This is a genomic window from Aestuariivita boseongensis, assembly GCF_001262635.1.
GTDB classification, from domain to species: domain Bacteria; phylum Pseudomonadota; class Alphaproteobacteria; order Rhodobacterales; family Rhodobacteraceae; genus Aestuariivita; species Aestuariivita boseongensis.
On the sequence record NZ_JXYH01000038.1, the window covers coordinates 1 to 12,050 of the forward strand.

A 12,050-nucleotide genomic window follows, 5' to 3' on the forward strand; every position below is an offset into this window, starting at 1 on the left:
GGCGGAATGGGCGTAAGAGATGTCACGCGCGATGTGCCGAGACGAGGGCATGAGCCTGCTCCCAACGAAGATCTGAGGGCGTCATAACGCTGTGCACAACCTGTGCACAATGCGTATGACATGCGTGTGACGATTTTACCCTGCGCCCCGGATCAGGTCCGGGGCGCACCAGGTCTCACTCAGCCGCCTTGGCCATCTGCGGCCCGCCCTGGCGGATCACGGCCAGAAGCTCTTCGCGCCGTTTGGCGGCCTTTGCCTCATTGGCCTGTTTCACCGGGCCAAAGCCACGGATCTGCAGCGGCAATTCGGCCAGCGCGATGATCGCGTCCCGGGTGTCAGCGGTCAGTTTGGGCAGCACCTCTTTCATATCGCGTTCATATTGCTTGATCAGCGCGCGTTCCATCTTGCGTTCGGCGGTATAGCCGAAGGGATCAAGCGGTGTGCCGCGCAGGCCCTTCAGCTTGGCCAGCAGGCGGAAGTTGCGCATCATGGACGGCCCGTATTCCTTTTTCAAAGGCCGCCCTTCCGGGCCTTCCTTGGACAGAAGCGGCGGGGCGAGGTGGAATTTCATTTTGAAATCGCCCTCGAATTCTTCGCGCGCCTTGGCCTCGGTCGCCAGATGCAGGCGGGCGACTTCGTATTCGTCCTTGTAGGAAAGCAGCTTGTGATAGCCCTTGGCCACTGCTTCCTTCAGCCCGGCATCGTCGATCTTGGCCAGCATTTTGGCATAGCGTTTGGCTAGCCGTTTGCCCTGATAAGCCACCAGATGATCGCTGCGATAAGCGATCTTTTCATCCAGCGTTTTGGGCAATTGGATCACGGTCGGGGTCAGCAGCTTTTCGACCTCAGCCGGATGCAGCACCGCCCAGCGCCCGATATCAAAGGCGCGCAGGTTTTTCTCTACTGCCGCGCCATTTAGGTCGATGGCCTGGCGGATCGCCTCAAGCGACAGGGGAATGAGGCCCCGCTGCCACGCTGCGCCAAAGACCATCATGTTGGAGAAAATACTGTCACCCATCGTGACCTTGGCCAGATCGGAGGCGTCAAACAGATCCAACCGATCCTGCATCCGCGCTTGAAGAGCGACCTGTAACCGGTCAGCTGGCAACGCAAATTCGGTGTTCCGGGTGAAATCGCCGGTGATGATCTCGTGGCTGTTGACCACAGCGCCGGTTTGCCCTGTCCGCGTCAGGCCCAGCGTTTTGGAGCCCGCACTGACCACCAGATCGCCGCCGATCAGGGCATGCGCCTCGCCCGTGGCCACACGGATCGCGCTGATGTCAGAGGGTTTCTCGGCAATCCGGCAGTGGATATGCACCGCACCACCCTTTTGGGCGAGGCCCGCCATCTCCATCATGCCCGCGCCCTTGCCGTCGATCTGCGCGGCCTGCGCCAGCACCGCCCCGATGGTGACAACGCCGGTGCCACCCACGCCGGTGATCACCACGTTATGGGTGCCATCAATCGCAGGCAGTTCCGGTTCCGGCAGATCGGGCAGATCCAGTTTCGCCGTTGCGTTCTTCTTCACCTTGGCCCCTTCCAGCGTCACGAAGGACGGGCAGAAACCTTTGAGGCAGGAGAAATCCTTGTTGCAGGACGATTGATCAATCGCGCGTTTGCGGCCCAGCTCGGTTTCCTTGGGCACGATCGACACACAGTTCGACTGCACCCCGCAATCGCCGCAGCCTTCGCAGACATCGGTATTGATGAACACGCGCCGATCCGGATCGGGGAAGGTGCCCCGCTTGCGGCGACGGCGTTTTTCGGCGGCGCAGGTCTGGATATAGACGATGGCGGACACGCCGTCGTATTCGGCCATGTCCTTCTGCACGTTCATCATCTCAATGCGCTCGTGCAGCGGCACGTCCGAGGGGAACGCCTTGGGGTTCACATCCTCTTTCTCGTCATAAACGACGGCCAGCTTCTGCACGCCCATGGCCTTGAGTTCGGCCACAATGCGTTCGGGGCTCAGATCGCCCTCGTTCCCCTGCCCGCCGGTCATGGCGACAGCGTCATTATAGAGTATCTTGTAGGTGATCGGCGTCTTGGCCGCCAAAGCCGCGCGGATCGCCTGCACACCGGAATGGTTGTACGTACCGTCGCCAAGGTTCTGGAACACATGCTTGCGCTTGGAAAACGGTTGTTCGCCGATCCAGTTCGCGCCCTCGCCTCCCATATGGGTGAAGCCCAGCGTGTTGCGGTCCATCCATTGCACCATGAAGTGACAGCCAATCCCGGCATAGGCGCGCGAGCCGTCGGGCACCTTGGTGGACGTGTTATGCGGACAGCCCGAGCAGAAGTAAGGAAGGCGCGAGGTGATCTCTTCGGCGTTGTCGGCGCGGCGGGCGTCTTCCAGCGCCTGCATGCCGGCCTTGATACCGTCGGTATTGCGGCCTTCCTCGATCAGGATTTCGCCCAGTTTTTCGGCGATCCAGTGGGGATTCAGGTCGCCGTGGGTCGGGAACAGTTCCTCGCGATGAAGCGATCCCGCGCCGCCCTTGTACCAGCCATAGACACGGCGGCCTTGTCGGTCGTCGAAGATGGCTTCCTTGATCTGCACCTCGATCAGCTTGCGCTTTTCTTCCACGACGATGATCAGGTCCAGCCCTTCGGCCCAGTCGTGAAAGCCCTTCATATCCAGCGGGAAGGTCTGGCCCACTTTATAAAGCGTCAGACCCAGCCGTTCGGCCTCGTTCTCGTCGATGTTGAGCAGTTTCATGGCGTGGATCAGGTCCAGCCAGTTCTTGCCCGCCGCGACCAGACCGATCTTGGCGCCGGGTTTGCCCCACATGCGCTTGTCCATCTGGTTGGCATGGGAGAACGCCTCGGCCGCGAAGCGTTTGTGCTTGATCAGGCGTTCTTCCTGCTGGTGGCGGTCATCGACCAGACGGATGTTCAGACCGCCTTCGGGCATGTCGAACTTGGGGCGCACAAAATTGTAGCGCGCCAGGTCGCTTTCGATAACGCCGGTTGCTTCGATCGTGTCCTTCATCGTCTTGAGGCCAACCCAGAGACCCGCAAAGCGGCTGAGTTCAAAGCCATAAAGCCCGTAATCCAGGATCTCCTGCACACCTGCGGGCGAGACGATGGGCAGATAGGCATCCATCAGCGCCCATTCGGACTGGTGCAGCACGGTGGAACTTTCGCCAGTGTGGTCGTCGCCCATCGCGACCAGCACGCCGCCAAGTGCCGAGGTGCCCGCCATGTTGGCATGGCGGAACACGTCGCCGGTGCGATCCACGCCCGGCCCCTTGCCGTACCAGAGCCCGAAGACCCCGTCGAATTTCCCCTCGCCCCGCAGTTCGGCTTGCTGGGCGCCCCAGATCGCGGTGGCGGCGAGGTCTTCGTTCAGACCCGGCTGAAAGGTGACGTCCTGCGCAGCCAGGAATTTCGCGGCGCGGGTCATTTGCATGTCGACGGCACCAAGGGGCGATCCGCGATAGCCGGTGACAAGTCCGGCGGTGTTGTGGCCAGCCGCCCGGTCACGTTCCTTCTGCATCAGCATCAGCCGCACCAGCGCCTGTGTGCCGTTCAGAAGAACGGGGCTTTTCTCCAGATCGAAACGGTCATTGAGCGAGATCTTCTGGGTACTCATCTGGCGCCTCCCAACGCGGATGGATTCCTTGTCATCTTTGCATATATAATAGGTCACAATAACTGACCTTACCAGAAAAACCTCTAGCGTTGGGTCAACTTAACGACATCACGGGGCTGACCTGTTCAAAGGTTTCGGCTATGCCGGGGTGAAAGATACGAAAGTTACCGGAATGGATTGGGACAAACTTAGAATATTTCACGCCGTAGCGGATGCCGGCAGCCTGACCCATGCCGGTGACAAGCTGAACCTGTCGCAATCGGCGGTCAGCCGACAGATTCGTGCCCTGGAAGAGGCTTTGAACGCCACGCTGTTTCATCGCCACGCGCGGGGACTGATTCTGACCGAACAGGGCGAGCTGCTGTTTGACGCCACTGCGGCCATGTCAAAGCGGCTGGAGGCGGCATCGGCCCGCATCCGCGACAGCGAGGAAGAGGTGTTTGGCGAGCTGCGGGTGACGACCACATTCGGCTTTGGCGCGCTGTGGCTGGCCCCGCGCCTGCCCAAGCTTTACGAAAAATATCCCGATCTGAAGGTCGATCTGATGCTGGAGGAGCGGGTGCTGGACCTGCCCATGCGCGAGGCGGATGTGGCGATCCGTATGAAGGAACCCAGCCAGGCCGATCTGATCCGCAAAAAGCTGATGACGATCAGGATGTGTCTGTTTGCCAGCCGGGATTACCTGGATAGGGAAGGCACACTGACCGAATTGTCCGATATCGTCGACCACAGGTTGATCTGTCAGAGCCCAAGTTCGGATCAGGTGGCCGCCGGTGCGTCGCTTGTGCAACACCTGATGACCTATGACATCCGGTCATTGCTGACCGTGAACAACTATTTCGGCGTGCTGCAAGGCGTGATCCATAATCTGGGGATCGGCGTTCTGCCCGACTATATTACCGAGGATTTCCCCGATCTGATCCGCGTCCTTCCAGATCTGGAAAGCGCCGAAGTCCCTGTTTTTCTTGCCTATCCTGAAGAACTGCGCCAATCCAAGCGCATCGCGGCCTTCCGCGACTTCGTTCAGGACGAGATCATCCAGCATCGCAAACAGTTACGGCAGTTGGGCAAGCTGTAAGCGCTGCCATGCACCCAATGCATGGCAGGCATGCTGCGATTGCGACATTTTCCGCCTTGATTGGTCATAGTGTGCACCCTAAATGACCACATGAAGCTGAGACGCGCACATTTGCGCATCATCTTCATACCTCCCTGTTGGACTTCGGCCGAGCTTAGTGCTCGGCCTTTTTTTTCGCGCAAGGATGGCGCCACGCATCAAGCAGCTTTGATCGGAAAAAAGGGCAGCAAGACAGTTGCCCGTCCTGCCACCCGTGCGGTCCATCACGAACTGCCATCCAGTCAAACGCGCCGGCAGGCGCGGACACTCGTCACCAGCAATTGCACTCGTCCAGACCAAGACTGGTGCGCCATGGCCCCGACCCGGGTAGCTTCACATATAATATGCATACTGTATACATTTTTTGTCTGACAACCGCGTTTTGGCACCCCTTTCCCCCGCCCGCGTAAGCCGCTAAAGACGGCCTCATCTGCCAAGGGGGACATCTGGATCATGCAGGAACCGGCCATCACGTCTGAGCTGATCGAAGCACATGGGCTAAAACCCGATGAATACGAGTTGATCCTGCAGATCATCGGACGAGAGCCCAGCTTTACTGAACTGGGCATTTTCTCGGCGATGTGGAACGAGCATTGCTCCTATAAATCATCGAAGAAATGGCTGCGCACGCTGCCCACCGAAGGCCCGCAGGTGATTTGCGGACCAGGTGAAAATGCAGGCGTCGTGGATATCGGCGACGGTCAGGCCGTGGTTTTCAAGATGGAAAGCCACAACCACCCCTCTTACATCGAACCCTTCCAGGGCGCGGCCACTGGTGTGGGCGGCATCCTGCGCGATGTCTTTACCATGGGCGCGCGCCCCATTGCGTCGATGAACGCGCTGAGTTTCGGCGAACCGTCGCACCCCAAGACGCGCCGGCTGGTCAATGGCGTGGTCGAAGGCATCGGCAGCTATGGCAATTGCTTTGGCGTGCCCTGTGCGGGCGGAGAGGTGCGGTTTCACCCCGCCTATAACGGCAACTGTCTTGTGAACGCCTTTGCCGCCGGTTTGGCGGATGCCGACAAGATTTTCTATTCGGCGGCCTCGGGTGTGGGGATGCCCGTTGTTTATCTGGGCGCCAAGACCGGTCGTGACGGTGTGGGCGGGGCCACAATGGCCAGCGCCGAATTCGACGACACGATCGAGGAAAAGCGCCCCACCGTGCAGGTGGGTGATCCGTTCACCGAAAAACGTCTGATGGAGGCCTGCCTTGAGCTCATGCAGACGGGGGCCGTGATTTCCATTCAGGATATGGGGGCCGCCGGCCTGACCTGCTCCGCGGTCGAAATGGGCGACAAGGGCCATCTGGGCATCAAGCTGGTGTTGGATGCGGTGCCCCAGCGCGAAGAGAACATGACAGCCTATGAAATGATGCTGTCGGAAAGCCAGGAGCGCATGCTCATGGTGCTGCGCCCGGAAAAAGAGGCCGAGGCCAAGGCCGTCTTCGACAAATGGGACCTTGATTTCGCGATTGTCGGCGAGACCATCGCCGAGGACCGGTTCCTGATCGAACTTAACGGCGAGATCAAAGCGGATCTGCCGCTGTCGCCCCTGTCGGGCCGGGCGCCGGAATATGACCGGCCCTGGGTGGAAACACCTGCGCAGGATCCCATCGGCGATCTGCCGCAGGTCGATCCCATCGACGGGCTGAAGGCGCTGATCGGCTCGCCCAATTATGCCGCCAAGCAATGGGTCTATGAACAATATGACACCATGGTGATGGCCGACAGCAACCGCACCCCCGGTCTGGGCGCGGGCATCATCCGTGTACACGGGACCGACAAGGCGCTGGCCTTCACCTCGGACGTGACGCCGCGCTATGTGAAGGCAAACCCGGTGGAAGGCGGCAAGCAGGCCGTGGCCGAAGCCTATCGCAACCTCACCGCCGTGGGCGCGCGGCCTTTGGCCAGCACCGACAACATGAATTTCGGCAACCCCGAAAAGCCCGAGATCATGGGCCAGTTCGTGGGCGCGATCAAAGGCATCGGCGCGGCTTGCCTTGCGCTGGATATGCCGATCGTGTCGGGGAATGTGTCACTTTACAATGAAACCGACGGTCAGGCGATCCTGCCAACGCCAACCATTGGCGCGGTGGGCCTGATCGCGCATCCCGATGAGATCATCGGCTGCGAGGTGCGCGAAGGCCATGTGGCGCTTGTGGTGGGCGAAACCTCGGGCCATCTGGGCCAATCGGCCCTTCTGGCCGAGGTCTTCAACCGCGAAGACGGCGATGCGCCCGCGGTCGATCTTGAGGCCGAGCGGCGCAATGGCGAATTCATTCGCGCCAATCGCGCGAACATCAAGGCCTGCACCGATCTGGGCGATGGCGGCCTGGCTGTCGCGGCGTTTGAAATGGCCGAAGCCGCGGGCGTTGGCGTTGTCCTTGATGACAGCGACATGAGCCAGCTTTTTGGCGAGGATCAGGCGCGCTATCTGGTGGCCTGCAACTTCGACCAGGCCGAGGCGCTGATGGTCGCCGCCGGTCAGGCGGGCGTTCCGATTGCGACCGTGGGCCGGTTCACTGGCAGCACCGTGCGCATTGGCGCGTCCGAGGCCCCGCTGGAGGAGCTGGGAGCACTTTACCGCAGCGCCTTTGCCGAGGCGGTGGCCTGAACCCTCCCTTGCGCGAAAGGTAAGGGCCGATTACATCTTTTGACACGTACCATCCGGAGCACAGCCATGCCCATGCACGCCCAAGAAATCGAAGACCTGCTGCGGGAAAGCTTCCCCAATGCCAAGATCGTCGTGGAAGGCGATGATGGCGTTCACATGTCGGCCATGGTGATCGACGAAAGCTTTCGCGGCAAGAACCGGGTGCAACAGCAACGCGCGGTTTATGCGGCGCTGAAAGGCAAAATGGATGGCGCAAATGGCGAGCTGCACGCCCTGGCGCTGACCACCAGGGCCCCGGAATAGGTCATGGATATCGTGGCCGTCATCCTGCTGTCGCTGGCAATCATCCTGGTTGCCGTGATCAGCGGTGCGATGGCCCTGAAACGCACACGCGGCACCGAACGCGGCAGCCTGCCCGGAAAGGGCGATCACGTGATCGAGGCCAATTACAGTTCAGGCGCGGGCGGTGGCGGGCATTCCACCACCTACAAGATCCCGCGCGATCCGCAGGAATATGCAAAGCGATTTATCCCAAGGGAGAAACGGAAATGACAGACGCATCCGCAAAAATTCAGGAAACCATCAGCGCAAATGACGTGGTGCTCTACATGAAGGGCACCAAGTCCATGCCTCAATGCGGCTTTTCCAGCCGCGTCGCGGGCGTGCTGAACTACATGGGCGTCGATTATGCCGACGTGAACGTGCTGGCCGATGAAGAGATCCGTCAGGGTATCAAGGATTTTTCGGACTGGCCGACGATCCCGCAGCTCTACGTGAAGGGCGAATTCGTTGGCGGCTGCGACATCATCACCGAGATGACCCTGTCGGGCGAACTCGACCAGTTGTTCGACGATAACGGCGTCACCTATGACAAGGACGCCGCCAACAAGATCCGTGAAGCCAACGCCTGATCTGGCTTCACTCTGAAACAGAAAGGGGACGGCACGCGGATCGCGCCGTCCCCTTTTCTTTTGCAGACAACCTGCTTCTTTCTGGCCCCAAATACCCCAACCCAACCTCGGGCACGCACAGGCCCCGAAAATCAGGAGGCGGACTTTTCCTCGATCGATGCCGCGATGGCTTCGGCCCGGGCGGCAAGTTCGGCCAGCGTATCGGTCACCGATTGGGGAACCACCGGCACCTCCAACCGTTCGGGTTCAGGCATGGGTGCGGATTTCAGATTGTCGATCTCGGCATCGCGCTCGGCAAGCTTGGTCTCGATTTCCTTGATCTTGTCTTCCACGGCAGCGGTCTTGTCGGCCAGCATCAGCCCGGCCATCAACAACATCCGCGCTTCCGGCAGGCGGCCGATCTGATCCGACAATACCTGCGCTTCTTCATCCAGCATCTTTGCGGCGGCATGCAGATATTGTTCTTCGCCGTCCTGGCAGGCCACCTGAAAGGCGCGCCCGCCGATATGAATGGTCACCTCGGGCATCAGACTTCCTCCCCTTCCGGCAGATCGCGCGCCTTGTCCAGAAGCGGCACAAGTTGATCCATGATCGCGCTGGCCTCGGCCACGTCGGCGGCGCGGGCGGCGCGCAGGCCTTCCAGTTCGGCCAGCATCGCGCTGTTGATCAGATGCGGTTCACCCACACCGGCCTCGTTGGCCTCGCGCAGGGCGGCGTTGCTGGCGCGCAGCTGTTCGTTCGCTTTGCGCAGGCGTTGCAACTCATTGTCAAGCGCGGCCAGCTTGTCGGCATCCACGGTGGCGGGTGCCGATGGCGCGGCGGCTTGCGCGGCGGCCAGTTCCTCGGCATGGGCGGCCTTCAGTTTCTTGATCCGCTCTTCCAGCTGGGCGGTCACCAGTTTTTCTTCCTCAAGCTCGGTCTTCAGCGCCTCCAGCGCATCGGTGTCCGCCTCGGCCGGGGCAGCCTGCAAGGCCTCGACCCCCTGGCTGATCCGGTCCATTGCGGCCATGATCCGGCCCTGCAATGCCTCTATCTCACTCATGCCCCTTGTCCCTTTTGTCCCAACTGGCGTGGTCGTCGGTTCGCACCTGCCGGGGTCTGTCGAATCACGGTACCCCCTCAGGTTCACACAGTCTAACCAATGCGAAAGTGAAATGCGCCCCCTTTGCTTTCAAGGACTTGAACGGCGCGCTTCATCCTGCCCGCGACAGGCTGCTTGATCTTTGCGGCCCGGCTGGTATTGGGAGCCAAGCCGCAATTCTGCATAAAAGAAAGAGAGACCCGTGGATCTGACCGCCCTGCGCACCGAAAACCCCGATCACTGGTTCAAAGCGACCGCCATCCGCGCCCTGACGCTGGATGCTGTGGCGGCTGCGAATTCCGGCCATTCCGGCATGCCGATGGGCATGGCCGACGTGGCGACGGTTCTATACGAAAAGCACCTGAAATTCGACGCCTCGGCCCCCAACTGGCCCGATCGCGACCGTTTCATCCTGTCGGCGGGCCACGGGTCCATGCTGCTTTATTCGCTGCTGCATCTGACCGGTTACGCCGACATGACGCTGCAGCAGCTGAAAGACTTCCGCCAGTGGGGTGCGCGCACGGCGGGTCACCCGGAATATGGCCACGCATCGGGGATCGAAACCACGACCGGGCCGCTGGGCCAGGGCATTTCCAACGCCGTGGGCTTTGCCATGGCAGAAGAGATCCAGCGCGCGCAGTACGGCAAAAAAATCGTTGATCACTATACCTATGTGATCGCGGGCGATGGCTGCCTGATGGAAGGTGTCAGCCAGGAGGCCATCGGCCTGGCCGGGCGGCAGGAGCTGTCAAAGCTGATCGTCTTCTGGGACAACAACAACATCACCATCGACGGCACGGTCGATATTGCCGATCGCACCGATCAGGTCGCCCGGTTCCGCGCCAGCGGCTGGGATGTGCAGGAGATCGACGGCCACGATCCGGCCGCCATTGATGCTGCAATCGTCGTAGCCAAGAAGACCGCGCAGCCCAGCATGATCGCCTGCAAAACCCATATCGCCCTGGGGCATGCGGCGCAGGATACCTCGAAAGGGCATGGCGCGCTGACCGATGCGCAGCAGTTGCTGGACGCCAAGGCCGCCTATGGCTGGACCTGGGGGCCGTTTGAAATCCCCGCCGAAATCAAATCGCAATGGGAAGAGATCGGCCGTCGGGGTGCCGCTGACCGCGCCGCCTGGGAAGAACGGTTCGCGTCACTGTCTGCCAACCGGCAGGCGCAATTCACGCGCATTTACGAGCGTGAGGCGCCCAAGCGCCTGTCTGCCACCATCCGCGCGCTGAAAAAGCAGATGTCGGAAAGCGCGCCGAAACTGGCCACGCGGGCAAGCTCGGAAAAGGTGCTGGAAGTGGTCAACCCGATCATGCCGGAAACCGTGGGCGGATCGGCCGATTTGACCGGATCGAACAACACCAAGACCGGCGATCTGGGTGTCTTCACACCCGAAGGTCGCAAGGGGCGCTATGTCTATTACGGTATCCGTGAACATGGCATGGCCGCCGCCATGAACGGCATGGCGCTGCATGGTGGCGTGCGGCCCTATGGCGGCACCTTCATGTGCTTCACCGATTACGCGCGCCCCGCCATGCGGCTGGCTGCGCTGATGAAGATCCCCACGGTCTTTGTCATGACCCATGACAGCATCGGTCTGGGCGAAGATGGCCCGACCCACCAGCCTGTCGAACATCTGGCGATGTTGCGCGCGACGCCCAACATGCATGTCTTCCGCCCCGCCGACACGATCGAGACGGCAGAGGCATGGGAACTGGCGCTGACCTCGAAGGAAACGCCTTCTGTTCTGTCGCTGACCCGTCAGGGCGTGCCAACGGTACGGACCGAGCACAAGACAAAGAACCTGACGGCGCAGGGCGCCTATGTGCTGAAAGACGCCGATCACAAGCGTCAGGCCATTCTGATGGCGACCGGTTCGGAAGTGTCCATCGCCATGGCCGCGCGCGAGATGCTGGAGGCCGAAGGCATCGGCACCCGCGTCGTCTCCATGCCCTGCTGGGAGCTGTTCGAGGAACAGGACGAGGCCTATCGCAAGCGCGTGTTGCCCGGCGGCCCTGTACGCGTCGCGATCGAGGCCGCGATCCGCTTTGGCTGGGACCGCTGGCTTTATGGCGAACGCGGCAAGCGCGAAAAATCGGGCTTTATCGGGATGCATGACTTCGGCGCGTCTGCCCCGGCGGATGTGCTGTATCGCGAGTTCGGCATCACCGCAGAGGCGACCGTGGCCAAGGTGAAAGAGCTTTTGGGACGCTGAGCTGCGTCCCTTAGCCAAACAGCGCGCGGATGTCTGTGGTAAAGCTGTTTTCCACCTCGTCCATCTCTCCTTTGGAGACATGCGCGCGCATCACCGCGATCACGGCCGCAATCGCCTGAGGTGCATCGCCCAGCGGATCGGTTTCGAAATCCTTCTGCACCAATGCGATAAACCCATCCGCTTTGCGTTCGATCAGCGGCGTCTTGGACGGGTTCCAGCCGTCGTAATAGATGCCGCGGATCAGCGTGGGCAGTTGGGCGGCCAGTTGGGCGGCCTCGTCCACTCTCAGATGATCCCGCACCGCGTGCAAAACCGCCCGCATCAGCCGGTAAGCGCGGTGCTTGTTGTCCCAACCAAGCCGTTCGTTGATGTCATTGACCCAGACATTCGTGCTGTGCGCGGCATCGTCCAGAATGCGTAATCCCAAGGCTGACATGATCTTTCTTCCTCCGCAGACAAAACTGGGGAAGGATCGCATCTTGTGACGAAGGGGCGTTGATTTTTGTCAG

Annotated in this window: 10 protein-coding genes; 6 read left to right on the forward strand and 4 right to left on the reverse strand. The window is 60.8% G+C overall.

Translation table 11 applies throughout. The features are described from left to right. Positions 1-175: 175 nt before the first annotated feature. Positions 176-3,595: an indolepyruvate ferredoxin oxidoreductase family protein gene (locus TR61_RS13875; RefSeq protein WP_050930858.1), complete on the reverse strand. Its 3,420-nt coding sequence runs from the start codon at positions 3,593-3,595 to the stop codon at positions 176-178. Positions 3,596-3,767: 172 nt separating this feature from the next. On the opposite strand from TR61_RS13875, the gene TR61_RS13880 reads away from it, so the two are divergent. The 5 genes from TR61_RS13880 (at position 3,768) to grxD (ending at position 8,236) form a co-directional block, all read left to right on the forward strand. Next, positions 3,768-4,673, forward strand: coding sequence for a LysR family transcriptional regulator (locus TR61_RS13880; RefSeq protein ID WP_050930859.1), 906 nt, complete (start codon positions 3,768-3,770; stop codon positions 4,671-4,673). A gap of 492 nt (positions 4,674-5,165) precedes the next feature. After that, entirely contained in the window at positions 5,166-7,325 is a 2,160-nt protein-coding gene (gene purL / locus TR61_RS13885; RefSeq protein ID WP_050930860.1) for a phosphoribosylformylglycinamidine synthase subunit PurL, read from the forward strand. Positions 7,326-7,391: 66 nt separating this feature from the next. Further along, on the forward strand, positions 7,392-7,628 hold the full coding sequence (locus TR61_RS13890) for a BolA/IbaG family iron-sulfur metabolism protein (RefSeq protein WP_050930861.1): 237 nt from the start codon (positions 7,392-7,394) through the stop codon (positions 7,626-7,628). A gap of 3 nt (positions 7,629-7,631) precedes the next feature. Further along, positions 7,632-7,877 (forward strand): hypothetical protein, encoded by a 246-nt coding sequence (locus TR61_RS13895; RefSeq protein WP_050930862.1) that lies wholly within the window; start codon positions 7,632-7,634, stop codon positions 7,875-7,877. Further along, positions 7,874-8,236, forward strand: a complete 363-nt coding sequence (gene grxD, locus TR61_RS13900) for a Grx4 family monothiol glutaredoxin (protein WP_050930864.1) — start codon at positions 7,874-7,876, stop codon at positions 8,234-8,236. The genes TR61_RS13895 and grxD overlap by 4 nt, the downstream gene beginning before the upstream one ends. A 131-nt stretch (positions 8,237-8,367) precedes the next feature. Here the strand turns inward: grxD and TR61_RS13905 are convergent, their stop codons facing one another. Together TR61_RS13905 and TR61_RS13910 are read right to left on the reverse strand one after the other, a co-directional pair. Then, entirely contained in the window at positions 8,368-8,763 is a 396-nt protein-coding gene (locus TR61_RS13905) for a cell division protein ZapA (protein WP_050930866.1), read from the reverse strand. Continuing rightward, positions 8,763-9,278: a hypothetical protein gene (locus TR61_RS13910; protein WP_050930868.1), complete on the reverse strand. Its 516-nt coding sequence runs from the start codon at positions 9,276-9,278 to the stop codon at positions 8,763-8,765. Before TR61_RS13910 ends, TR61_RS13905 begins: the two co-directional genes overlap by 1 nt. 241 nt (positions 9,279-9,519) lie before the next feature. On the opposite strand from TR61_RS13910, the gene tkt reads away from it, so the two are divergent. Next, the gene (gene tkt, locus TR61_RS13915; protein ID WP_050930870.1) at positions 9,520-11,541 is read left to right on the forward strand and encodes a transketolase; all 2,022 of its coding nucleotides are present in this window, start codon (positions 9,520-9,522) and stop codon (positions 11,539-11,541) included. Between the two features lie 10 nt (positions 11,542-11,551). On the opposite strand, the gene TR61_RS13920 is transcribed toward tkt, so the two are convergent. After that, a complete protein-coding gene (locus TR61_RS13920; protein ID WP_050930872.1) occupies positions 11,552-11,977 on the reverse strand; it encodes a DUF2267 domain-containing protein in 426 nt (141 codons plus the stop codon). Positions 11,978-12,050 lie beyond the last annotated feature (73 nt).